At 35.8% G+C, this 25147-nt stretch carries 26 protein-coding genes and 1 riboswitch; of the genes, 11 read left to right on the forward strand and 15 right to left on the reverse strand.

Annotated features, from left to right (window positions below):
- Positions 1–7 precede the first annotated feature (7 nt).
- From kdpA to kdpDN, 4 genes are read left to right on the forward strand one after another with little or no spacing between them, the layout of a single operon-like run.
- Positions 8–1675, forward strand: a complete 1668-nt coding sequence (kdpA, locus tag NSQ69_RS03955; protein WP_215574427.1) for a potassium-transporting ATPase subunit KdpA — start codon at positions 8–10, stop codon at positions 1673–1675.
- A gap of 13 nt (positions 1676–1688) precedes the next feature.
- Complete coding sequence (kdpB, locus tag NSQ69_RS03960) at positions 1689–3779, forward strand: potassium-transporting ATPase subunit KdpB (RefSeq protein ID WP_341098945.1); 2091 nt, start codon at positions 1689–1691, stop codon at positions 3777–3779.
- Between the two features lie 17 nt (positions 3780–3796).
- Positions 3797–4378 (forward strand): K(+)-transporting ATPase subunit C, encoded by a 582-nt coding sequence (kdpC, locus tag NSQ69_RS03965; protein ID WP_002125346.1) that lies wholly within the window; start codon positions 3797–3799, stop codon positions 4376–4378.
- Between the two features lie 56 nt (positions 4379–4434).
- Positions 4435–5589, forward strand: coding sequence for a KdpD-like non-kinase potassium sensor (kdpDN, locus tag NSQ69_RS03970; protein WP_087946251.1), 1155 nt, complete (start codon positions 4435–4437; stop codon positions 5587–5589).
- 19 nt (positions 5590–5608) lie between these two features.
- Here kdpDN and NSQ69_RS03975 read toward each other — a convergent pair whose 3' ends face one another.
- A complete protein-coding gene (locus NSQ69_RS03975) occupies positions 5609–6787 on the reverse strand; it encodes an MFS transporter (RefSeq protein WP_002186749.1) in 1179 nt (392 codons plus the stop codon).
- Between the two features lie 140 nt (positions 6788–6927).
- On the opposite strand from NSQ69_RS03975, the gene NSQ69_RS03980 reads away from it, so the two are divergent.
- From NSQ69_RS03980 to NSQ69_RS03995, 4 genes are all read left to right on the forward strand, one after another.
- Entirely contained in the window at positions 6928–7389 is a 462-nt protein-coding gene (locus tag NSQ69_RS03980) for a MarR family transcriptional regulator (RefSeq protein ID WP_078203439.1), read from the forward strand.
- 130 nt (positions 7390–7519) lie between these two features.
- Positions 7520–8374, forward strand: a complete 855-nt coding sequence (locus NSQ69_RS03985) for a patatin-like phospholipase family protein (protein ID WP_002140445.1) — start codon at positions 7520–7522, stop codon at positions 8372–8374.
- Between the two features lie 127 nt (positions 8375–8501).
- Positions 8502–8705: a hypothetical protein gene (locus NSQ69_RS03990; protein ID WP_000432819.1), complete on the forward strand. Its 204-nt coding sequence runs from the start codon at positions 8502–8504 to the stop codon at positions 8703–8705.
- 48 nt (positions 8706–8753) lie between these two features.
- Positions 8754–9026 carry a sugar ABC transporter ATPase gene (locus NSQ69_RS03995; RefSeq protein ID WP_341098947.1) on the forward strand — a complete coding sequence of 91 codons (273 nt, stop codon included), beginning with the start codon at positions 8754–8756 and terminating at the stop codon, positions 9024–9026.
- A 27-nt stretch (positions 9027–9053) separates the two neighbouring features.
- On the opposite strand, the gene NSQ69_RS04000 is transcribed toward NSQ69_RS03995, so the two are convergent.
- The 4 genes from NSQ69_RS04000 to NSQ69_RS04015 all read right to left on the reverse strand — a co-directional run bounded on the left by NSQ69_RS04000 (position 9054) and on the right by NSQ69_RS04015 (position 14216).
- Complete coding sequence (locus NSQ69_RS04000; protein ID WP_001054974.1) at positions 9054–10049, reverse strand: ABC transporter permease; 996 nt, start codon at positions 10047–10049, stop codon at positions 9054–9056.
- Positions 10033–11520, reverse strand: coding sequence for a sugar ABC transporter ATP-binding protein (locus NSQ69_RS04005; protein WP_002125354.1), 1488 nt, complete (start codon positions 11518–11520; stop codon positions 10033–10035). The genes NSQ69_RS04000 and NSQ69_RS04005 overlap by 17 nt, the downstream gene beginning before the upstream one ends.
- Positions 11517–12629 (reverse strand): sugar ABC transporter substrate-binding protein, encoded by a 1113-nt coding sequence (locus tag NSQ69_RS04010; RefSeq protein ID WP_002125355.1) that lies wholly within the window; start codon positions 12627–12629, stop codon positions 11517–11519. The genes NSQ69_RS04005 and NSQ69_RS04010 overlap by 4 nt, the downstream gene beginning before the upstream one ends.
- An 87-nt stretch (positions 12630–12716) precedes the next feature.
- A riboswitch (SAM riboswitch) is annotated at positions 12717–12822 on the reverse strand.
- Between the two features lie 92 nt (positions 12823–12914).
- Complete coding sequence (locus tag NSQ69_RS04015; protein WP_002029878.1) at positions 12915–14216, reverse strand: NCS2 family permease; 1302 nt, start codon at positions 14214–14216, stop codon at positions 12915–12917.
- A 224-nt stretch (positions 14217–14440) separates the two neighbouring features.
- Between NSQ69_RS04015 and NSQ69_RS04020 the strand changes: the two genes are divergently transcribed.
- The 3 genes from NSQ69_RS04020 (at position 14441) to NSQ69_RS04030 (ending at position 16705) form a co-directional block, all read left to right on the forward strand.
- Complete coding sequence (locus NSQ69_RS04020; RefSeq protein ID WP_002087502.1) at positions 14441–15307, forward strand: SDR family oxidoreductase; 867 nt, start codon at positions 14441–14443, stop codon at positions 15305–15307.
- 221 nt (positions 15308–15528) lie between these two features.
- Complete coding sequence (locus tag NSQ69_RS04025) at positions 15529–16290, forward strand: L,D-transpeptidase (protein WP_002029880.1); 762 nt, start codon at positions 15529–15531, stop codon at positions 16288–16290.
- 163 nt (positions 16291–16453) lie between these two features.
- The gene (locus NSQ69_RS04030) at positions 16454–16705 is read left to right on the forward strand and encodes a hypothetical protein (protein WP_002125363.1); all 252 of its coding nucleotides are present in this window, start codon (positions 16454–16456) and stop codon (positions 16703–16705) included.
- Between the two features lie 12 nt (positions 16706–16717).
- On the opposite strand, the gene NSQ69_RS04035 is transcribed toward NSQ69_RS04030, so the two are convergent.
- The 10 genes from NSQ69_RS04035 to NSQ69_RS04080 all read right to left on the reverse strand — a co-directional run bounded on the left by NSQ69_RS04035 (position 16718) and on the right by NSQ69_RS04080 (position 25138).
- On the reverse strand, positions 16718–17659 hold the full coding sequence (locus NSQ69_RS04035; protein ID WP_002125364.1) for a carbohydrate kinase family protein: 942 nt from the start codon (positions 17657–17659) through the stop codon (positions 16718–16720).
- Positions 17656–19131 carry a glycoside hydrolase family 32 protein gene (locus NSQ69_RS04040; protein WP_341098948.1) on the reverse strand — a complete coding sequence of 492 codons (1476 nt, stop codon included), beginning with the start codon at positions 19129–19131 and terminating at the stop codon, positions 17656–17658. The genes NSQ69_RS04035 and NSQ69_RS04040 overlap by 4 nt, the downstream gene beginning before the upstream one ends.
- Before the next feature lie 17 nt (positions 19132–19148).
- Positions 19149–20525, reverse strand: coding sequence for a sucrose-specific PTS transporter subunit IIBC (locus NSQ69_RS04045; RefSeq protein WP_002125367.1), 1377 nt, complete (start codon positions 20523–20525; stop codon positions 19149–19151).
- 135 nt (positions 20526–20660) lie between these two features.
- Positions 20661–21647: a LacI family DNA-binding transcriptional regulator gene (locus NSQ69_RS04050; RefSeq protein ID WP_088265802.1), complete on the reverse strand. Its 987-nt coding sequence runs from the start codon at positions 21645–21647 to the stop codon at positions 20661–20663.
- A gap of 118 nt (positions 21648–21765) precedes the next feature.
- Positions 21766–21981, reverse strand: coding sequence for a DUF1540 domain-containing protein (locus NSQ69_RS04055; protein WP_002029883.1), 216 nt, complete (start codon positions 21979–21981; stop codon positions 21766–21768).
- Between the two features lie 72 nt (positions 21982–22053).
- The gene (locus NSQ69_RS04060; RefSeq protein ID WP_002029885.1) at positions 22054–22506 is read right to left on the reverse strand and encodes a thioredoxin family protein; all 453 of its coding nucleotides are present in this window, start codon (positions 22504–22506) and stop codon (positions 22054–22056) included.
- 12 nt (positions 22507–22518) lie between these two features.
- Positions 22519–22938, reverse strand: a complete 420-nt coding sequence (locus tag NSQ69_RS04065; protein ID WP_002125372.1) for a disulfide formation protein C — start codon at positions 22936–22938, stop codon at positions 22519–22521.
- Positions 22939–23103: 165 nt separating this feature from the next.
- On the reverse strand, positions 23104–23352 hold the full coding sequence (locus NSQ69_RS04070; protein WP_001195459.1) for a YhdB family protein: 249 nt from the start codon (positions 23350–23352) through the stop codon (positions 23104–23106).
- A 121-nt stretch (positions 23353–23473) separates the two neighbouring features.
- The gene (locus NSQ69_RS04075) at positions 23474–23983 is read right to left on the reverse strand and encodes a PCYCGC domain-containing protein (protein WP_002125374.1); all 510 of its coding nucleotides are present in this window, start codon (positions 23981–23983) and stop codon (positions 23474–23476) included.
- 45 nt (positions 23984–24028) lie between these two features.
- Complete coding sequence (locus tag NSQ69_RS04080; protein ID WP_002029888.1) at positions 24029–25138, reverse strand: GerAB/ArcD/ProY family transporter; 1110 nt, start codon at positions 25136–25138, stop codon at positions 24029–24031.
- Between the last annotated feature and the right edge of the window lie 9 nt (positions 25139–25147).

Genomic DNA, 25147 nt, shown 5'->3' on the forward strand with positions numbered 1-25147 from the left:
ATTCATTATGATTTGGGTTGCAGTCATTATTACAATGCTCTTGTTTATTTTAGTAGCAAAGCCAATGGGGATTTATTTAGAGAAAGCCTTTCAAGGTAGCAAGAAGCTAGATAAAGTATTCGGGCCTTTTGAGAAACTTATTTTTAAAATTACAGGTGTAAAAGGATACAATCAAACGTGGAAACAGTATGCATTATCATTAGTTCTACTCAATGGATTTATGATTGTCGTTGTATATTTCATTTTCAGATTACAAGGTGTATTGCCATTAAATCCAGCGCATATTGAAGGGATGGAGCCTACGCTCGCTTTTAATACAGCGATTAGTTTTATGGCTGATACAAACTTACAACATTACAGCGGTGAAAATGGTTTATCATATTTATCACAATTAATCGGGATTACATTTTTAATGTTTGCGGCACCAGCAACGACGTTAGCGCTCGTTATGGCATTTATAAGAGGGCTCGCTGGAAAAGAACTTGGTAACTTTTTCGTTGATTTTACGAGAGCGTTAACGAGAGTTTTTCTTCCTATCGCATTTATTGCGGCGTTAGTCTTTGTCGCACTTGGTGTACCACAAACGTTAGATGGGGCGGTTACAGCACAAACAATTGATGGTGCGAAGCAAAGTATTTTACGTGGTCCAGTTGCATCATTCGTTTCCATTAAGGAACTTGGAAATAACGGCGGAGGATTTTTCGGAGCAAACTCTACACATCCTTTCGAAAATCCAGGACAAATGAGTAATATTTTGCAAATGATGCTTATGATGTTATTGCCAACAGCACTTCCATTTACGTACGGAAGAATGGTAGGAAATAAAAAACAAGGACGTATCCTTTTCGTTTCACTATTTATGGTGTTTTTACTCGGATTTATAACGATTACTACATCTGAATTAAATGGTAATCCGGCATTAAATGGAATGGGTATCGAACATGTACAAGGAAGTACAGAAGGAAAAGAAGTGCGATTTGGAACAGTATTTTCTTCACTATACGCAACAGTAACGACAGCTGCTGAAACAGGGGCCGTTAATACGATGCATGATACGTTAACACCAATTGGCGGATTAGTACCACTCGTAAATATGATGTTGAATACAGTATACGGTGGTGTTGGAGCGGGCTTTATTAATATTATTATGTATGCAATTATTGCAGTCTTTATATCTGGATTAATGGTCGGAAGGACACCAGAGTTTTTAGGTAAAAAGATTGAAGGTAAGGAAATGAAATTAATTGCAGTAACGATTCTATTTCATCCATTACTTATCTTAGGATTTTCAGCATTAGCTCTTTCAACAAGTTTAGGAACGGATGCAATTTCTCATTCCGGTTTCCACGGTTTAACGCAAGTTGTTTATGAGTATACATCATCAGCTGCGAATAACGGATCTGGATTTGAAGGATTAGCAGATAATACACCGTTTTGGAATATTACGACTGGTTTAGTTATGTTTTTAGGACGCTATTTCAGTTTAATTACGATGCTAGCTGTGGCAGCTTCATTGAAAGAGAAGACGGTAGTACCAGAAACAGTCGGAACGTTCCGTACGGATAATGGTTTATTTGGAGGAATCTTTATTGGAACGATTGTAATTGTTGGTGCGTTAACATTTTTCCCGATGTTAGTACTCGGCCCAATTGCAGAATTTCTTACATTGAAGTAATGGAGGGTAAATGATGAGACCGGTAGTAGTAAAAGAAAAACAAGTAAATCAGTCACAAATGCATGCTGTAGAAGATGAAGTTAGACAAGCGAAAACGATGGATCGTGATATCGTGACACATGCGATGAAACAATCCTTTGCGAAATTGAACCCGAAAGTAATGATAAAGAATCCGATTATGTTTGTTGTGGAAATTGGATTTATCATTACGTTAATTTTATCCTTTCTTCCAAGTAGTTCTAGTAGTGTACCAGGATGGTTTAATATAACAGTTTCTCTTATTCTATTATTTACAGTTTTATTTGCTAACTTTGCAGAAGCGTTGGCTGAAGGTCGTGGTAAAGCGCAAGCCGATTCTTTAAAACAATCGAAGAAAGATGTGTTTGCAAACGTTGTAAAAGAAAATGGAGACATTGTTCAAGTTTCAGCAAATGATCTGACAAAAGGTGACGTTGTTATTGTAAAACAAGGAGAAATGATTCCGAATGATGGTGAAGTAATTAAAGGTTTAGCGTCTGTAGATGAATCTGCAATAACAGGAGAATCAGCTCCTGTTATAAAAGAGGCGGGTGGTGATTTTTGTTCCGTAACAGGCGGTACGATGGTCGTAAGTGATGAAATTACAATTGTAATTACGAGTAATCCTGGTGAATCATTTATTGATAAAATGATTTCGTTAGTAGAAGGGGCTGCACGTCAAAAAACACCGAATGAGATTGCTTTAAATACAGTATTAACGAGTTTAACTCTTATTTTCTTAATCGTTGTTGTGACGTTGCCGATTTTTACAAATTATCTAGGGTTTCAAATTGATACTGCTGTACTTGTAGCGTTGTTAGTTTGTTTAATTCCAACGACAATTGGCGGGTTATTATCAGCGATTGGTATTGCCGGGATGGACCGTGTGACAAAGTTTAATGTGCTAGCAATGTCAGGGAAAGCAGTAGAAGCTGCGGGTGATATTAATACAATTATTTTAGACAAAACGGGTACGATTACTTTCGGGAACCGTATGGCACATACACTACTCCCTGTGGGAAATGAAACGATTGAACAAGTAGGAAAATGGGCTGCGATTAGCTCAGTTTTAGATGAAACACCAGAAGGTCGATCAGTTATAGAATATGTACAAACGAAATCTATATCATATAATAGAGAAATTGCAGAACAAGGTGAATTTGTTCCATTTAAAGCAGAAACGAGAATGAGTGGTGTTGATTTACAGGACGGAACGAAAGTGAGAAAAGGTGCTGTTAGTGCAGTTATTGAATGGGTTCAATCGCAAGGCGGAACAATTCCGAAAGATGTGAATCAAAAAGCAGATTTAATCTCAAAAGAGGGCGGGACACCGCTTGTAGTTGCAGTAAACGATCGTATTTACGGTTTAATTTATTTAAAGGATACAGTAAAACCTGGTATGCGTGAACGTTTTGAACAATTACGTCAAATGGGAATTAAAACAGTTATGTGTACAGGTGATAATCCATTAACAGCAGCGACAATTGCAAAAGAAGCAGGGGTAGATGAATTCGTTGCTGAGTGTAAACCAGAAGATAAAATTGCGGTTATTAAAGCAGAGCAAGATAAAGGGAAACTTGTAGCGATGACAGGTGATGGTACAAATGATGCTCCGGCATTAGCACAGGCAGACGTTGGATTAGCGATGAATAGTGGTACGACAGCTGCAAAAGAAGCAGCGAATATGATTGATTTAGATTCGAATCCAACGAAAATTATTGAGGTTGTAGGAATCGGCAAACAATTGTTAATGACGCGCGGGGCGTTAACGACGTTTAGTATTGCGAATGATATCGCGAAATATTTCGCCATCATTCCAGCGATGTTTACACTTGCGATTCCGCAAATGGAAGCTTTAAACATTATGACATTAACATCACCGCTTTCAGCAATCTTATCAGCATTAATATTTAATGCGGTTATTATTCCATTACTCATTCCGCTAGCGATGAAGGGGATTGCATATAAGCCGATGAGCTCGAATGCATTGCTTAGCCGAAACTTACTCATTTATGGGCTTGGTGGAGTTATCGTTCCATTCATTGGAATTAAAGTAATTGATATGATTGTCGGCTTGTTCATATAAGGAAGAGGGGAAAAAAGATGGCGAAAAAACAAAGTATACTTTCACCAATTATTCGTATTACTTTTACATTTCTAGTTTTGTGCGGCCTCGTATACCCGCTTATTGTAACTGGTATTGCGCAAGCGGTAATGAAGGATAATGCGGATGGAAGTCTTATATATAATGATAAAGATGAAGTAGTTGGTTCAAAATTAATCGGTCAAAATTTCACAGATCCACGTTATTTTCATGGACGTGTCTCTAGTATAGAATATAAAGCAGAAGCATCTGGTTCAAATAACTATGCACCGTCTAATCCAGATTTAGCAAAACGAGTTGAGAAAAGTATTGATGACTGGAAGAAACAAAACCGGGCCATTCCAGTTACAGAAGTACCAATAGATTTAGTGACGAATTCAGGTTCAGGGCTTGATCCTGACATTAGTCCGAAGGCGGCTTCTGTACAGGTAGATCGCATCTCGAAATTAACGAATATTCCGAAAGAAAAGCTAGATCAATTGATTAAGGATCAAACGGAAGGTGCAGCGCTTGGCTTGTTTGGAGAAGATCGCGTGAACGTTTTAAAGTTAAATTTAGAATTACAGAAACTAATGAAATAGTAACAGTGCTACCTCAATCTAACGGATTGAGGTAGCGTTGTTTCGAAAGAAAGGTTGTGAGTGTTTTGTATGCGGATGACTATAAACCGACGTTTCAAAGGCGAACGCCAGAAGAGTATTTAGAATATATTCGGCAGCAAAATCGCGGAAAGTTAAAGCTATACGTAGGGGCTGCACCTGGAGTTGGGAAAAGTTATAAAATGCTATTTGATGCAAGAGAGATGAAAAAAGACGGTATTGATATTGTAGTTGGTTTAATTGAAACACACGGTAGAAAAGAGACGGAAGAAGCAATTGCTGATTTAGAAAAAGTTCCTTTAAAAGAAATAGATTATAAAGGGAAAGTATTTTATGAACTTGATGTAGAAGAAATTATAAAGCGGGCACCACAAATTGTTGTTGTGGATGAACTTGCGCATAGTAATATTCCCGGGTCGAAAAATAAGAAACGTTACATGGATGTGCAGGAATTGTTAGATGCCGGTATATCTGTATTATCAGCGTTTAATATTCAACATTTAGAAAGCGTTCATGATATTGTAGCTCAAATTACGAATGTCAAAGTACGAGAGCGTATTCCAGACTTTATTTTACAAAAAGCAAATGAAATTCAGCTTGTTGATGCAACACCTGAGGTACTCCGGAAGAGATTAATAGATGGAAAGATATATAAGGAAGAAAAAATTCAACAAAGCTTACAAAACTTCTTTACGATAAATAATTTAGGGGCATTAAGAGAGTTATCACTTCGAGAAGTTGCAGATGATATGGATGAGAAAATTAGCCAAACAGTAATAGAACCGATCGGTGTGAAAGAAAAAATTCTCGTTTGTGTACAATACAGTTCAACAGCAGAGAAATTAATACGGAGAGGTTGGCGCATGGCTGATCGGCTAAATGCTGAATTGTATGTGTTAAACGTTGAAAGAGAAAATATAGATTCTATTTCAGCTGGCAAAAAGCAAACGATTGAAGAATGGAAATCGCTAACGAATCAATTTGATGCGAGCTTTGTATTAGAAGAAGCAAAGGGAAGAAAGCCCGCTGATGTTATTATTGAAGTTGCAAAAAGACTACAGGTGACACAAGTTTTACTCGGGCAATCGGCGAGAACACGGTGGGAAGAAATACGAAAAGGTTCTATTGTAAATGAAATTATGAGACAAACGAAGTATATTGATATTCATATCGTTGCTGATCAAAGAGCTTAAGAGACCATCTATAGGTCTCTTAAGCTCTTTGTGCAGCATGGGAATGTAGCATTTTCATTGCGTGTAAAACTATAAGTAGAAATATAATTGCCCCTAGGAAGAAAATCCAAAAGTAATTTTGATTAAATAAAAGAAACCCACCTACAATAGGCCCTGTACCCATACCAAGATAGCGAATGAAGTTGTACATACCGATGGCAGTTGCGCGTTCTTGTACGAATTCTTCCGTTAATAAAGTAGTGTGAGTCGGCATAGAAAGTCCCATACTAAAACCGTATAAAGAGGTAACGATAATTACGGATGGGATATTGATGCTATATGTGAAAGAGAATAAAGTGACACATATAATGTTGAAGAAACTAGTGATGAAGAAAGCCTGCTTTGTTGTGAAATGTTTTTGCAAAAATTTGTAGCAATAGCTTCCTAACATAAGAGAAAGTGACATCGGTACAAACATAAGACCAATTTCGCTTGCGCTTAGATGAAATATATTTGTTAATATGCTAGGTAAAAAAACGAGGAAACAGAAATATATACAAAATTGAATAAAGCCAATAAGTGTAATGGAAAATCCAGTTTTATTTTTTAAGATAAGCCAGTAATTCTTTTTTGCTTTAGGTTTCTCAATTACATTTGGTTTTGTTTCTGGAAGTAGTGAAATGTTTATAATTAATAAGATGATGCCAATTGTAGATAAAAAAAGAAATACAGATAAGTGGCCATTTATACTGCCGAGATAGCCACCTATGAGAGGACCGATTGCAGGTGCGAGAGCAAGTAACATTTGATAAAGGCTCATCGCTTCTCCGCGTTCTTTTCCTTCAAATAAATCACCGATAATCGTTGCTGCAACTACAGGTATAGCCGCTATTCCTATAGCTTGAACAGCTCTAAAAAATAGAAATAAGTAAATGTTTGGTGAGAAAGCACAACCAATTGAGCCGATTGTACTAATGATTAAACTAGGGATAAGGACAGATTTTCTTCCCTTTGTATCAATTAAAGGTCCGTATATGAGCTGCATAACCGCAAGAACGAATGTGAAAAGTGAAACGGTTAAATTTACAAGATAAAGAGAAGTATGAAACGAATTTTGAATCATCGGCAAGATAGGTGTATAAATATTTTGAGCGAAGGAACCGAGTAAGGCACTCATACAGACAACATATAAAATGAAATTCAGTTTGGTTTTTTCCATAATGTTAACCTCCTTGTCATTTGGTTTCCTTGGAAACTAAATTAATTTTAACATGATTTTCTCACTTGTAAAGATGAAAAAATGATTTTAAAATGGTATATAGTTAAATTGTTTCTTTGGAAACTTAGGAGGCGAATGGATTGGAACGTACAGCGAAACAAATGGAAATACTTTCGGATATTCGTACACTTTTTCATAAAAAAGAAGAGCATTTGAAAGAAAATAATGAGAAGTTTCTTCGTGAGACAGGTGTAAGTGGTATGTCTTTATCTGAGTTACATGTTATCGAGTGTATCGGAAAAAATGGTCTGATGAATGTAACTGCTATTGCAACAGAAATGGGAATGACGAAAGGCGCAATCTCTAAAATTTGTACAAAGTTGTTTCAAAAGCAATTCGTTGAGAAAATGCAAATGTTAGATAATCAAAAAGAAATTTTCTTCCGCTTAACGGAAAGAGGAAATGAAATATATAAAGCTCATGAAAAATTGCATAAACAAGCTGAAGAAAAGTGGCTGTTACTTTTAGATGGATATACGAAAGAAGAGCAAGATTTTATTCAAAGGCTTATAAAGGATGTCTCTGGTCATTTGGAAATATAATTGGAAGAAAAACCCCCTCCATTTCAAGCCTTTTCAATATAATTTCTGAAAGAACTCATATATAATAGAAAAAGATACTTAACATAGTGAATAATTAAAGAGTCAATATATATAAAGAGGAGAGAATAACATGCTTGAAAATACGGGGTTAGTATTAGAAGGCGGCGGTATGCGTGGTGTATATACGGGCGGGATATTAGAATATTTTATGGAACAAGATTTATATTTTCCATATGTAATTGGTGTATCAGCTGGTGCTTGTCATGCAGCGTCGTATCTTTCCAGACAAAGAAATAGAAATAAAACAGTAAATATTGATTATGCATCACATCCGCAGTATTTATCGTATAAAAACTTGTGGAAAAAACGTCAGCTATTTGATATGGAATTCATTTTTCATGAAATTCCAGAAAAGCATGTACCGTTTGATTTTGAAACATACTTTAATAGTCCAGAGCGTTTCCTTGTAGGAACAACTGATTGTGAAACAGGACAGTCTGTTTATTTTGAAAAAGAGGGAACGAATGATGATGCACTAAATTTATTGCAAGCATCTAGTTCATTACCTTTCATTGCACCGGCAGTAAACTACCGAGGTAAGCAATTGTTAGATGGCGGGATTTCAGATCCGATTCCAGTTCGTAAAGCACAGGAAGATGGATTTAAAAAATCAGTCGTTATTTTGACGAGAAATCATGGTTACGCGAAGAAAAAATCAAAATTTGGTTGGATTGCAGCAAAGGCTTATAAGAAGTATCCAAACCTTGTAAATACGATGCTGAATCGTTATGAAGTGTATAATGAAACACTTCACTACATTGAAAAAGAAGAGCAAGCTGGTAATTTATTTGTTATTCGCCCAGAAGTGCCGCTTCAAGTAGATCGTATGGAAAAGGATACGGCTAAATTACAAAGTTTATATGAGCAAGGCTATGAAGATGCAAAGAGACAATTTGCAGATTTACAGGCGTTTTTGCAAAAATAATAATTAGGCTGTGGAGAAGGAGTTCTCTGCAGCCTTTTTTATTATTGGTTTCAATACTGAATGTTGGTTATATACATTTTGGGATTATGGTATAATATGGATAAAAGTATGTAGAGAGGTGATACATATGGAAAATGTATATAAAGGGCTTAGACATACTGGATTTACAATGTTGCTTATTTTTGGTGGCGTATTTCTACTGCGCTGGTTCATTCATGATGAAATGTTATTAGATCAGCTTATTGGTTTTAGTATAGGAATGGTAATGGTTATTTCATCAGTGTTCATTCAAAAGTATAGTAAAGAATTGCAGGTAAATGAGAAATATTAAAGGTTTCTAACCTCTTTTAAGTAGTTTGGTCGTAGAGGAGGCTTTCATATGACTTTTTTATTTGTGGTATATTTTGTTTTTATTATGACATTGTTAATTACATTTCTTCTTTCTAAAAGATCATTTGAGAAGCCTTTTATTAAATATATACCAGCGTTCATTTTGTTTATTTTGGCTTTCATTTCTTCTATTATTTTTATATTTAATAACGGAATGGGAGAGCTTATGATAGCAATCTTCTTAGGTGTTACAGCAATAGCGAACGGTCTTTTGCTTTTTGCGTTGAAAGTAGTTCGTGTGATTGTTGCAAAAGGAAAGTAGCGCATCGGAATTCGATGCGCTACTTTTTTATTTACGCTTCTTTTTAATAAATGAAAAGGCTAAAGCTGCAATTAAAATACTGCCTTTAATGATATCTTGCGCATAATAAGGAACGTTCATCATTGTAAGGCCGTTTAATATGATTCCAATTAATACGGAACCAAGAAATGTTCCGATGACATTTGGTTTCTTAGCACCGAACATTGCATAACCGATATAGGCAGCTGCAACTGCATCCATTAATAATGGGGCGCCAGCTGAAACTTGTCCTGTTCCAACGCGGCTACATAGAATAATACCGCCAATAGAGGCAAGTAAACCGCTAATCATATAAGCATATACACGGTAACGATCAGTAGGAATACCAGCTAGTCTAGCAGCTTCTCGATTCCCACCTGTCATATAAAAGAAACGACCGTACGTTGTTTTTTCTAAAAATACATATGCAATTAAAACGACGATAAGCATGATAATGACAGGGACTGGAATTCCTAACACAGAACCTTGACCGATAAATAAAAAGGATGGAATAAAATGTCCTTTGGCACCAGACATTCCTTCATAAATAGAAGATCCTTTTGAAAATGTTAAGTGTAGTCCATTCACGATATACATGATACTTAATGTAGCTAGTAAATCTGGTAGTTTAATTCGGATAACGAGTAGTGCATTTAATAATCCAACTAATAGCCCACAAAGAATAGGAACAAGGAGTGTGACTAATAGTTCTTGTCGATATAAAATGAGGCAGGAAGCAGCGGCAATGGTTGCTAAACTAGCGGTAGAGCCGACTGATAAATCAAATCCATCTACAATTAATGTAAAGGTAACACCAATTGCAAGTAACGTTACGATAGAAATGGAACGTAAAATATCACTAATATTGTTGTATGTTAAAAAAGAATCGTTGACGATAGAGAAGAAAATTGTAACACCTATAATGATAGCAATCGTACTAAATTGATAAAAAAGATGAGTAGGTAAATATAGTTTCTTAGTTTTTGTTTTATGAACGAGATTCAATGGAATAACTCCCTTCAGATAAATGTAAAAGCTGTTCAGGAGATAGTTCGTCTGGTAAGTATTCACCTACAAATTCTCCGTTTGCGAGTATAAGAATGCGATCAGCGATATGTAGTGCTTCATCTTGTTCTCCTGTGAAGTAAATTACGGAACTTCCGTTTTCAGTAATGTTACGAATGAATTGAAAAATGTCTTGTTTTGCAGCTATGTCTACACCTTTAGTTGGCTCGTCCAAAAGAAATAGATTCGGTTTGAATCCATGCCACTTTGCAATGGAGACTTTTTGCTGGTTTCCACCGCTAAGTGAATGAATAAATGCTTTTGGGTCATTGGGTGAAATGCTGAAAGAAGAAATTGCTGTAGTAGCATTATTTACTTCGGTTTGCTTTCGTCTCCAACCTGATTGGTGTAAATTAGTGTGGCTTATAATATCTTCCGAAAGAAATACGCCTTGTTTTCTTCTTTCCTCTGGTACAAGTGCGATCTTTGCTTTAATCGCATCTCGCGGTGTTTTAATTGTTATTGTTTGACCATCTATTTCTGCGTGATAAGTATGACGAGTACCAAATAACGTTTCAGCAAGTGTTGTTTTGCCACTGCCAATTAATCCGTATATCACAACAGTTTCACCTTTCCGTACGGTGAGAGAAAGGGGAGAATGGTCTTTGTGTAATGGAAGTTCTTGTACTTTAAATAATTCTTCGCTCCCTCGTTTTGGCGCTGTATTAATAGGAAGTGTAAGTTGTTTTCCAGTCATCGCTTCCACAATTTGTTGATCTGTAACCTTTGTGATCGCTTCAGAAAGTGCAACTTTACCGTTATGTAATACGGTTACATCATCCGCGAAATTTCGAATCTCTGATAAACGATGAGAAATTAAGATGATGCCAATTCCTTTCAATGTTAAATCTTTTAATAGTTGCCCGAAGGTTTCAACTTCTTTCGGTCCAAGAGAAGAAGTAGGCTCATCTAATAAAAGATAATTTGTATTGTTGGATAAAGCTCTTGCGATAAGAAGTAATTGTTTTTCATGTAATGAGCAGTTTGAAACATCTTCCGAAACATTTAAATCAGCCTGTACAGTTTGCAAATGTTGTTTAGCGAGTGAGACTAATTTTGACTTTGAAAATAGTACTTTATTTTGCATTGCTAAATGATCGATTAGTACATTTTCTAATACAGATAATCCAGGAATAAGTCCGTGATCCACTTCTTGTGTTACGAAAGAAATACCATGTTTTTTTGCATCGCGTGGTGAAGTAAAGGAAATAGACTGATTATCAATTTTTATATTCCCAGCAACTGGTTGAATTTCACCAGTTGCTATTTTTAGTAAAGTACTTTTTCCTGCACCATTCATTCCTAGTAAAGCGTGAACTTTTCCTTTTTGTATGTTAATAGAAACATTTTCTAGTACAGGGGTAGAGATGTGATAAGAATGTGTAATGTTTTGAAGAGAGAATGTCATCATTTTTTCTCCTTCTCTAATTTTTTCATCCAAGGTGAATATGCATCTTTCGAGTCTCCCCAACCGTTTATATGTTTTGATAATTGATCCATCGTTATATTTTCTTGTGGCAAACTATTTTTCTTTACTAAATAAGGTTCTAGTGAATAAATATCTGGCGTTTGTTCACCAGCGATTTTCTTGTATAAGAAACGCACTTGAACTTTACCGACTTCAGCTGGATCGGTTGCAGCCGTAGCAGTCCAAGGTGAATTTTCTTTTTGCATGAGTTGTAAATCTTCATTACTTAAGTCAATGCTGTATACTTTTATATCTGTACGACCAGCTTGTTCGAGTGCTTTGACGGCCCCCTTAGCAAACTCATCCCACGAAGCGAAAATAGCTTGTAAATCACCTTTTTTCGGATATTTTTTTAGTAAAGCCTCTACTTGTGTTTGCGTATCAAGTGGTGTGTTATTACTAGCGGTACCAAAGCGTGCAACTTCTTTTATATTTGGATAACGTTTATAAAAAGCATCAATGATAACATTGCGACGTTCCATTGGAGCAAATCCGCCAACCCATACGACGGCGATATTCCCTTGTCCATTCAGATCCTCCGCTAACGTTTTTAATGATTTCCATGCAAGACTATAGTCATCTTGATCAATAATCGTTACGCCTGGTAAGCGTAGGTCGTTATCAAATGCAACTACAGGAATATTCGCTTGTAATGCTTTTTCTACTCCGGGTTTTAGTGCTTCAGAGCGACCGTGATCAATTAAAATACCATCAACTTTTGAATTAATAGCAGTATCTAGATTTGCTGCCATTTTTGCTAAATCATTATCAGAATTGTAGACTTGCACACTGCCGCCGAATAGCTCGACTTGTTTTTTGACACCCTCAATATATTGAGAGGAAAAAGTTCCGATGGACATTTGCATAATTAATGCGATTTTTAATGGCTTTTTTACTTGGCTTGGAATTTCTGTTTGTAAATGATTTGCTGCTGTAGTAGTTTCTTTCTTCACCGTTTGTTGCTTTTGTGAAGAGATAGCATCTTGTTCATTTGTGCAAGCTGTTAATGCGAGTAAGAGAATAATGAGTACGGTGGAACATAATTTTTTCATAAAAAAATCCCTCCTAAATTAAGAAAAGAGAGGAGGGAGTGAAAATAAAAACGTCTTTTCATATAGAAAAGACGTCTTATCATATTACTCTTATCTTTCAACACAATGTGTTGTAAGAATTAGCACCGTGCCCATAAATGGGTCGGTTGCCGGGCTTCGTAGGGCTCATCCCTCCACCTGCTCTTGATAAGACATCGAATATTTAACTATTTCGAATTATTCCATAAGTGTATGCTGTTGTCAAATGTTTTTTTGTAAATAAAAAATCCCTCACAACGAGGGATTTTAATGTGGTAAGAAAACTAATTGATAAGCGAACAAGATCCCGAATAAATACACAAGTGGGTGAACAGCACGGAATTGTCCTTTTGCCACTTTCATAAGTGGGTATGAAATAAATCCAAGTGCAATACCTGTTGAGATACTTGATGTAAGTGGCATGCTTAAGATTACTAAAAATGCTGGGAATGCTTCATCGAATGTATCCCAATCGATGTGGCGAACTGAGCCCATCATAAGACTACCAACGATAATTAGTGATGGTGCTGTAATAGCTGAAACGCCAGAAACAGCGCTCACTAACGGTCCGAAGAATGCTGCTAATGCAAATAGAACAGCTACTGTAACAGTTGTTAAACCAGTACGACCACCAGCTGCAACACCAGCAGATGATTCAATGTAAGCTGTTGATGGTGTTGTTCCGAACATAGCTCCAATTGTTGCTGAGAATGAGTCAGATAGAAGAGCTCGTCCTGCTTTTGGAAGCTTTCCATCTTTCATAAATCCACCTTGTTGTGCAACGCCAAGTAGTGTACCTGTTGTATCAAATAGTGTAACAAGGAAGAATGAGAAGACAACGCCGTATAATCCGTAGTTAATTACATCAGATACAGCAGTAATTGGATTTGAAACGATAATTCCTTCTGGTAATCCAGGCATTGATGTAACGCCGCTTGAGAATGTTAATTGACCTGTGAAGTAAGCGATAATACCAGTTAATAACATTCCGATAAATAGTGCCCCGTTTATATTTAAAGACATAAGGATAATTGTAATTCCAAGGCCAGCTAATGCTAGTAGAACTGGAGCAGAGTGAAGATCGCCAAGCCCAACTAAGTTTGCATCATTTTTTGTAACAATTCCCGTTAAGCGCAAACCGATAAAAGCAATAAAAAGACCGATACCAGCAGTAAGTGCATGTTTTAAGTTCTCAGGAATTACTTCCATTAATTTCGTACGGAAAGATGTGAATGATAACAAAATTAAAATCATACCTGCTACGAATACAGCAGAGAATGCAATTGCGAAAGTCATGCCTTCATGGGCTTTTACAACAGAATAAGAGAAGTAAGCATTTAATCCCATACCTGGTGCAATTGCGATTGGTAAATTAGTAAAGATCGCCATAAATAATGTTCCGACAACAGCAGCGATAATTGTAGCTGTAAATGCTTGTTCAAACGGAACACCTGCATCCCCAAGGATGACAGGGTTTACGACAATGATATATGCCATTGTTAAAAAGGTAATAATACCTGCCATAATTTCAGTTTTAATAGAAGTTTTATGTTTTGAAAGGTTAAACATATAAACATCCTTTCTTTTTACGAATAATTTTCACAACAGTTATATATAATATTCGTTTTTTAACTATTTTGCAATAGTTTTGCATAAAAACTTTAGAACAACTCATATTTTATGTCGTAAATTCGAATATTAATCGTAAAACTGTGTGTGCATTGCGGTTCTTTAATGTGTAAGTAGTTTTTTTTATTGTGCGCATTATAAGGGGAAAGGAGTTGAAGGAAGTTATGCCGCAGCAAAAAAACTTTTTAACAATGCCAGCACAACATCAAAATAAACAACCTGGTATTGAATCGTTAATGAATCCTCTTCCAAAGTTTGAAGATCCAAATTATAAAGGAAGTGAAAAGTTAAAAGGAAAGAATGTATTAATTACAGGAGGAGATAGCGGGATTGGAAGAGCTGTTTCTATCGCTTTTGCAAAAGAGGGAGCAAATATTGCGATTGCTTATTTAGATGAGGACGAAGATGCAACTGAGACGAAACAACTTGTGGAAAAAGAAGGCGTGAATTGTGTATTATTGCCGGGAGATTTGAGTAATGAACAGCATTGTAAAGAGATTGTAGAAGAGACCGCCCAGCAGCTAGGGGGGCTAAATGTTCTTGTGAATAACGTCGCACAGCAATATCCGCAGCAAGGACTAGAGTATATTACAGCGGAACAGCTAGAAAAAACGTTCCGTATTAATATTTTTTCTTATTTTCATGTTACAAAAGCAGCCCTCTCTCATTTAAAGCAAGGGGATGTAATTATAAACACGGCATCTATCGTTGCGTATGAAGGAAATGAAACGTTGATTGATTATTCTGCAACGAAAGGAGCGATTGTCGCTTTTACAAGATCGCTATCTCAGTCGTTAGTACAAAAGGGAATTCGTGTAAATGGTGTTGCACCAGGCCCAATTTGGACACCGCTTATTCCATCCAGTTTTGATGAGAAAAAAGTATCACAGTTTGGGAGTAATGTTCCTATGCAAAGGCCTGGTCAGCCGTATGAATTAGCGCCTGCATATGTATATTTAGCGTCTAGTGATTCGGCATATGTAACGGGACAGATGATGCATGTAAATGGTGGAGTAATTGTGAATGGATAGTTTTCATTTATAAGAGCAAAGTAAAGTTAATTGTATTTATCCCGCTATTTGCGGGCAGTAAGACTCCTACCTAACAATTCGGTGAATACAAGGAAGTTAGGTGGGAGATAAATGTCCGTAAATGCTCGATTGGTGAAGGCTAATCCTCAGTGGGGATGGACAAAATCCCCCAACGAGTAAAGTTTCACTTTATTATGATGTTAGTGCTAGGGAGGATTTAGATGAAGAAAGTATGGTTTATCGTAATCCTATTTTTCTGCCTGCCAGCTAGCGTTTTTGCTAATACAGATCATTTAATATTAGTTAACCTTACGACGAATCAGCTGTCTTTTTTTGAAGATGGAAACTATACTAAGACATTTCCGATAACGACAGGAAAAGACAGGACCCCGACGCCTGAGGGTAATTTTTGTATTATAACTAAATATAAAAATAAAGAATACCATCGTAAAAAAATAGCTGGGGGTGCTCCGAATAACCCTCTCGGTACGAGGTGGTTAGGTCTAGATAAAAAGGAATATGCAATTCATGGAACAAATCGGGAATGGACGATTGGAAGCAGGGAGTCGAATGGTTGTATTCGCATGCACGATCGGGACATACAATGGTTATACGACCGGGTACAATTACAGACGAAAGTAATTATTTCTCGTTTTCATACGAGTCCCGAATATGAAGCGTATAAGCTTGGTTATCGGGTTGTGAGTTGGAATGGTCGTAAAGTAGAAGAAGAACAAATTGGAATGCTTACGTTAGTAGATCGTGTAAATATATATTGGCAAGAACCAAATGGACAATTGACGAAAGTAAAAACGGTATTGCCAAATGAAAAATATACAGTGTATTCAAAACGAAAAGATGGAACCTATTATATAGGAAACAATTTGTATATTGTAGATGTAACGGGAGAAAAAATTCGTTATGAGCAATTACCTTATTCGATTTTAAGTAACATATATAAAAGGAAATATAATGTTCCATAATAGCTACCGTGTATAGGCGGTAGCTTATTTGTGATGAAGTTTAGTTGGTTTTAATGATTTCATACCAATCGCGCGCCTGTAAATAGTGAGATAAAAAAATTGAAACAGCAACTATTATGTTTTGCTGAATATAATACAGTACAGACTGGGGGGCGGTCACATTATGAAAAGTGAATTTGCATTTAAAATTTTCTTAATCACGACTTGTTTATTTATCGTGTATTTATATGCGTTACTCGTCTTCTCCTTTTATGTTCCATATATTGATTTAATATTGTTCGTTGGATTTATTTGGGCATTTGTTAAAGCGAGGGAAGGGGAGAAGAGTGTATATCGGCGCATTACTTTATGCGGGACGGTCCTTCTCGTTATTTTGTACTTTTTTATGATGCATGATGTTTGGAAAGGAATGTAAAAAAGCATACGACTAATCGTATGCTTTTACCTCTGCCAATGATGGAAGTGAAGCGATTGCTCCGTAGTTTGTACATGTTATGGCACCTACTTTATTTGCAAAAGAGACAAACTCGGCTAAATCTGTGAATTTTTGAGGAAGCGTTTGTTCATTTTTAGAAATTTGATACAACATCGCTCCGACGAAAGCATCACCAGCACCAGTTGTATCTACTTGTTTAATTGAAATAGAAGGTACAATGATTTGAGCTTCTTTTGTCGCGAGAAGAGTACCGTCTTTTCCAAGTGTGATAGCTACAACTTTAGCCCCGTAATTTAATAATTTTAGTGCTGATTGTTGTAGATTAGTTTCTTTAGAAAGCATCGTTGCTTCTTCTTGGCTTACTTTTACGAAATGTGCGTGTTTTATAAAGGATAGGCAATCTTGAGAAAATTGTTCTACATCTGTAATAAGTGCATCTCGATAATTTGGATCAAAAGAAATAAAGTGATTATTGTCTTTTGCATATTGTAATAGTTGAAAGTATGTTTCTTTTAATGGACTTGATAATAAGGCAGTTGCCGAACCGAAATGTATTAGATCATTACTTTTTATTTTTGCTAAATTAATTTTATTAAAGGTGTATTGACCATCAGCCCCACGCATAAAAATAAAATCACGTTCACCATCTTTATCGATAGATACGAAAGCAAGCGTTGTTTGTTTATCTTTTATGAGCATTGAAGTGTCAACATGAGCACGTTGTAAAGTTTGTTCTAGAAAATCACCAAATGGATCATTTCCTACTTGCCCCATAAATGTAGCATGTCCATCTAATTTTGTAATAGCAGCGGCAACGTTAGCGGGAGCTCCACCAGCTTTCTTTTCGAAATCAGTACCATCTACTAAAGAAACATTGGAGTTTCGGCAAACGAAATCAATTAATAATTCACCTATACAAAAAACATTTCTCATATAATCCCTCTTTTAAGTTTATATTGTGTAATTGTAAAGTTTAGTTTTGCATCTGAAAAGATTGCGATATGATGTGTAATGTCTTTTCGCGGAAATACTCTAGACGTAAAGACAGTGGAACCATCATATAAGAAGATTTCTACGATGCTATTATCTACAAATATTCTGAGGTCTATCGTATCTTGAATATCAATTTTTTCACAGCGTTCATATCCATATTCTCCGCCAAATTGGTGATGGAAGTTGCTTCGGTCTATGGAAACAGTTCCTTTTTCACGGTTAAATATAATCGGGAAAGAATCTTCTTCATTATGGAAGAGAGAAAGGCCAAAGTTATTCGCATCATCTGTTTTAAGATTTACAATTAATTCATATGAGCATTCATGGCCAAGGGTCGCCAGTACGTTTAATCCAGTTGATATGTCACCTGAAATCTCTTTTTTTGTTGTTCTTAGTTTTTTTAGTTCTGAAACTGGTTTTTGTTTTAATATATTATTTTCTAACGTTAGTTCTCGTGGAAGTGTTAAACAATGAGCCCACATATAATCATCAGAAGGGTATGTTATTTCGCTTGAGCCCGCCCAAGCAAATAAAAGGCGGCGTCCAGATTGATCTTCTAAAGTTTGAGGGGCATAAAAGTCGAAACCTTTATCAACTTCGTAATACGAATCAATATGGAAATATAAATTTTCAATATCGAAATTTCCGATTGCATATATGACATTATATACATTTTGAAAATTCCCCTCGTCTTTTTCGATTCCTTGTGGCGAAAAGAGTAACATATCTTTCCCTAATAATTGGAAATAGTCGGGGCACTCCCACATAAATCCGAACTCTTTTAAATTTGTTTTAACCTCGCCTTGGAAATTCCAACTGTATAGGTCTAGTGACTTATATAATAATAGAGTACCCGTTTTATTTTCACGTTGTGCTCCGAGTAACATATAGTACGTATCGTTATTTTTCCATACTTTGGGGTCACGTACATGCTTCGTATATCCGTCAGGAATCATATCAATAACAGGATTATTACTATACTTAGTCATCGTATATTGAGAATCCATCGTTACCATACATTGTTTAGCATCCCGAGAATCATTAGGTTTCTTTATATTCCCTGTATACAATAAGTGAAGAAGCCCATCTTTTATAATAGAGCTACCAGAATATGCGCCATGTGACTCATAGCTTTCGGTAGGGATAATGGCTACAGGCATTCGTTCCCAGTTAATAAGATCTTTTGATTTTACATGCCCCCAATGTTTCATTCCGTGAATCGGGCCAAATGGATACCACTGATAAAAAACATGATATTCATCATTGTAGTATGATACACCGTTAGGATCATTCATTAATCCATATGGCGGATGAATATGATAAATCGGTTTCCATGAATCTTGATTTGCAATTGTATATAAAGAATGTAATTCTTCTTTATTGGATTGCAGTATTGTTTTATATTTCGACATAGGTTTTTACCTCGTTGTTATTTACTTTCTTTATATAAAATGAGAGTGGCAACAAAAGCAGTAATAACTGCAATAGCGAAGCCGATTACATAATGAATCACATTCATCATGCCAAGCGGTGCAACAATTGTAAGCATTGGAATACCTGTTAAACCGTATGCATTGGCTGCGACTTGCATCCAAACAACGTAAGCGCCTCCAATTGCGCCACCAATAGCAGCTGCAATAAATGGTTTACCAAGTTTTAAATTGACACCAAAAATAGCTGGTTCTGTAATTCCTAAAAATGCTGACGCTGCTGCTGGAATTGCGATTTCTTTCGTTTTTTTGTTTTTTGTTTTGAAATAAACTGCTAAAGTAGCTCCGCCTTGGGCGACGTTAGCCATTGACCAAATAGGGAGTAAGAAATTGACACCGATATCTTTATTAGCAAGTAAGCCAGCTTCAATAGCGTGGAAGCTATGGTGTAAGCCAGTAAGAACGATTGTTGAATATAGACCACCGAATATAAGACCAGCCACTGGTCCTGCAAATTGATAAATAGTATTTAAAAGGTACGTAATACCGTCACCGATTTTATATCCAATTGGTCCGATAATAATAAGTGATAAAAAGCCAGTTATAATAATTGTTAAGAACGGTGTAACTAATAAATCTAAAGAGTTCGGAACTCGTTTGCGGAGTTCTTTTTCAATTGTACTCATAACGTATACGCATAATAAAATAGGTAAAACAGTGCCTTGATAGCCAATCATATCAATATCCATACCGAGGAAATGTAAAACAGTTGGTTTTGCGTTTGCAAGAGTCCAAGGATTTGTTAAGTTTGGGTGAGTTAATATACCACCAATAACGGCACCTAAGAAAATATTTCCTCCAAATTCCTTGGCTGCACTAACACCGATTAAAATAGGTAAAATAACGAAAGCTGCACTTGAGAACATATCAAGTAATTGGATAAGTGGGTGATCGCTAGGAACTAATTTAAACGCTTTCAACATTCCGAGTAGTCCCATAAGTAAACCACTTGCAACGATGGCTGGAATAATTGGAACGAAAATATTGGATAACGTTTTTGCTAGGCGAGTAATCGGATTCATTTTTTTCTTAGGAAGATCGTTTGATGCCGTAGAATCAAGTTCAGTTATTCCGATTAGTTTTGAAAACTCATCATACACTTTGTTTACTACGCCAGTGCCAAAAATAATTTGGTATTGCTCATTCGTTGCGAAAGCACCTTTAACCCCATCAATGTTTTCGATTTCTGACGTGTTTATTTTTGTTTCATCTTTTAGTACAAGACGAAGGCGAGTAGCGCAATGAGTAGCACGAATAATGTTTTCTGTTCCTCCGATGTTCTGTAAGACTTGAGCTGCAATTTGTTTCATATCCATAAAAATTCCCCCTTACTATATACTTCGAGTTTGTGGAACCGGTTCCGTTTTTGGTTAAAATAAAAAACAGGGACGTGATGTGAAAATCCTGTTTTTTAAATGTGGAACCGGTTTTAATTTTATTATAAAGCGCCTTTAAATTTTGTCAACGCTTTCTTGAATTTTTAATGTATAGCGAGAATGTAATATTTTAGGGATTGTTTTATTTTCAACAAGCTGCGAAAGGGAAGTAGCAGCAAGCTTACCAGCATGCTCATAGTCAAATGCGATTGTCGTTAAGCTAGGGTGTACCATTTCAGAAATATCATATCCACCGAATCCTACTACAGATATATGATTTGGTATGGAAAGGTGGTTAGAATGAATTACTTTCATGGCTCCAAGAGCGATATTATCTGTAGCACATACGATAATAGTAGGACGGTTGTTATCTAAAATATGTTGTACTTGTTTCATCGCATCTTCTATTTTGAAAGTTGTTTCGTAGTAAGAAGCGATGCAAGTAGGTTCTAAATTTTCAATGGCTTTTTGAAAACCATTTTTTCGATTTACACCAACAGAAATATCATCTTTTTCTACTCCTAAATAAGCGATATGGCGGTGTCCTTGTGATAATACGTATGCTCCTAGCTCATAAGCAGCGTCAAAATCATCGTGAACGAGGCAATATTGATTCTCATATTCTTGACCAACAAATAAAATAGGGGTAGTAGAATTAGCGATGATGTGTTTATGCTCTTTTGTTAAAGTTTTTGTTAATAAAATTATGCCAGCTACTTTTTGCTTTATAAAGTTTTCCATTGCTTGAATTTCTGTTTCAATTTTTTGATTCGCATTTGCAACAAGCATCTGATAGTTATTTTCCTGTAAAGCATTATCAATACCAATAAGTGTTTTTGTTGTAGCAAAGGAGTCTAATCGGGGGATAATAACGCCAATTAAATTTGTTGTTTTCGCTTTTAAACTTTGCGCAAATGTATTTGGAGAGAAATTCGTTTCTTGAATAATACTTTCAATTTTCTTTTTTGTTTTATTACTTACATAGCCACCATTTAAGTAACGAGAGACAGTACTTTTTGCAACCCCAGCTAATTTGGCGATATCTACAATTGTTTTAGCCATAGTATTCCACCTTCATATTCATAAAAAACTTTTAATTTTATTATAGGGAGAATTAAAGGTTACGTAAACAAGAAGAGAAGAAGAAAAACCACCTCACGTATATGAGGTGGAATAAGTGTTAATATTTCGGTTTAAATGTATGACAACACGTTTCTACACTCGTTGTTACAGAACTTTCAAGCGTCTCGTTTGTTAAAGTAGCGTTTGTATATGAACTGTTTTCAATTTGACCTGCTTCTTGTGCATCAGGTTGAACAACGATTGCACTTGCTTGACAAAGGTTACCTTGTCCCCAAAATGAGCAATTGGAAACAGAGCATTTCACTTCTGGCATAAAACCCCCTCCTCATACATTAGTGTGGGATTTTACGCCCATTTCATGTATAGAAGGAGTTTCCTTTTCTTATTATTTTTTCGTTTGCTCAAGCCACTCTTTTAATTTGTCTTCCGGTTGTTCGCCGCTAATACGGCTCACTTCTTTACCGTCTTTAAAATGAATGATTGTTGGAGTTCCTTTAATTTTATATTCATCCCAAGGAGCATCTAATTTTTCAATATCCATAACTTTCATATCAACATTCAAGTCTTTAGCCATTGGTACTACGATAGGAGATAATTTTTGGCAATGAACGCAAGATGTTTGATAAAAGTATACTGTTTCTTCTTTTTTCTCTTTTAAATTCTTTTGGAGATCTGAAAGAGAGATTTTATTTGTGTAGTAGTCAGAACCATCTGTTTGACTAGTAGCATTATCAATTTTTTGGCTTGTTGAAGCATTTTTTTCTTCCATTTGTGTTACAGCGAAAATTGCTGCAAACAAGGCGATAATAATACCGCCAAATATAAGCATTTTTTTCATTCTTTCATCTCCTTATTTGTTTTTAATTACGATGAAGCTACAAACAGCGATTGTGATAAAGCCGATAAGTGCTAAAAACGGGATTGTCACAAAGCCGAACCAGTTTATGTATTCTCCCGTACAAGGTACGCGGCCGCAAGCTGCCCCAGCAGCTGAAAATGCTGCGATTTTTTGAATTGCATAGTGATATAAAGAAATACAAGCACCAATACTTGCGATTGGTAAAGAATAACTTGCAATGCGATAGTCTTTCTTTACTACAGCGATACCGAGCCATAAAACAAATGGATACATAAAAATACGTTGATACCAACAAAGGACACAAGGCTCAAATTTCATAATTTCGGAAAAGTATAGACTTCCTAATGTAGCAATAAACGAAGCTCCCCATGCAGCAAATAAAGCATACTCTTGCTTTTTTTCTCGTCCCATATTTTATACCTCACTTATAATAGTTACATACTAAATTATAGTATGAAGTGGTAGGGAAAAGAAAGAAAAAATATGTTTATCAATAAAAGTTTTATAAGGAGAAACTTTTATTGATATAAACATTTTAAAAAAGCGCTATTCTCATAAAGAGAATAGCGCTATATTTTACATTTGAATTTGCTCTACTTCTTCTACATGTGACTTTTGGGATGCGTGGTCAATATATTGAAATAGGAGCTGCAATTGTTTATCAACTTCTGGTAGTTCTTTACTGTATTGATAAGCGTGTAAAAAATGCTCAATACGCTTAGAAAATAATTGATCGTTCGTTTGAACCATGAGAACGAGTAATTTATCCCAATTACAGCAATACGTGTAATAGAGAGCTTTATCATAGTCGTTATATGTTTGCACTGTGTACCCTCCTTACCGAGGAGTTATATATAGTGTGTGACAAGTAAGGAGAAATACACTTGAAAGAATTTGTTAAGAAAAAAGGTGAATGAAAAGAGAAAAACGAGGGATTTCCTCGTTTTTATGCTTTTGGCATTGGCGTAGGTGTTGGCTTGCCATACCCTTCTTTGTATTTATTGTCGATATAGTTACGAATTTCGAGCGTTGATTTTCCTTTTTGTTTCATGGAAGCCGATTCAACCGCGATTTCTAGGCAGTTGACACAAGTTGTTGCGTGGGAATCCCAAACAACTTCACCATTCTTTTTAATTTCACGAATAAAGCAGTTTTTATTGTTTTTATGTCCTACACTCTCACCGCAACCGCAGTAACATGGAATCCAATCTAATAGCTCTGCATTTTGTCCAGCGACAGTGTAGATATCTTTCATTTGCGGATCAAGCTTGTCTAGGAAGGTAGGGAGTGTGTCGACTCCTTTTGTCTTTTCTTGAATATCAGCTTGCTGAGTATGTGATGCGTGGTCATGCTCTTCTTTTGATTCAGAAGATTTTTTGTCATTTGTACTAGTACTCCCGCATCCAACAAGAATTAGGCTCAGTACTGCAAGTAAAGAAAATACATACTTTTTCATTCGCTTGTCCCCTTTACAAATGTATTAACCAAATTGTATCAAATATCATGGTGTGTCGGGTGAAGATTTTTTCGACTGATTTTTGAAGCGCCATCGTAGTGAATGGAATAGAAATAAAATTGGGATATAAGCGTATACAATATATAAACCAGCTTGAGACAGTACTGTATTTAATGTATTGATACTTTCACGGTTTGTGAAAAATAAGGATGAAATAAATATAGCTGCAATAAAAAATGGAAGTGTAATTTTAAATGGTACGTGAAAAGACCTTTTACTAATGCAACAAGAAGACCAAATTGTTAAACAAAGATTAGGTAAAATAATAAGATACCACATGAAAATAATGATGTACTCAAACCTTTGGATAAAAGGAATCTTTATGATTTTTAGCATTGTTAATGTTGGCCAAATTGTATGATGTAGTTGTCCTTGGCTATAGTACATAAGGGAAACAATGGCTAGTATTACGTATAGAATTGTTGTAAAAGCAATACCACCGTGCGCCCATTTATTTAATGATTTTTCTTTTTTTATAAATGGATAAAAAACAAGAATTGCTTCAAATCCAAGAAATTCTAATGCAGATGATTTCGCTGCAGTTAGAATTTCTAAAGGTGAATGAGTTAGAATTGGGAGAATGTTACGGACATGCGCGTATTTCATTGGGAAAACTAAGAAAAATAGGACGAAAATCGGTATTACGACGCCCCAAAAACATATTCCTGTTACAGAGCGAAAACCACCTTTAATTACGTAGTAAGTCACAAGTAAAAATAATAAAGTTAATTTCCACGGTTTAATTGTAGGGAAGACCCAAACTTGAATGACTTCAATATATGTACGAAGGACAGTAAGGCAAAATAATAGAAGGTATGCAGCAAAGCATACGGACAAAAATGTTCCAATCCACTTTCCGAAACATGTCGTATGAATATTCATTAAATCATTATCTTTTTCTAACATTTTAAGCATGCAAAATAGCACGATATGAGTTGCAATGCCCGCAACAATAAGAGAAATCCAAGAATCATAACCGGCATATTGCGCAATAATCCTTTGGTATCCTAACACACCTACTCCAATTTGAAGGGAGTGTAATAGAAGAAATGTGAAATAAGGGGAAACAGTATGTGTTTTATCTTGTCCAGCCATTACAGCACC

Source organism: Bacillus sp. FSL R10-2201 (assembly GCF_038008665.1).
Lineage (GTDB): Bacteria > Bacillota > Bacilli > Bacillales > Bacillaceae_G > Bacillus_A > Bacillus_A mycoides.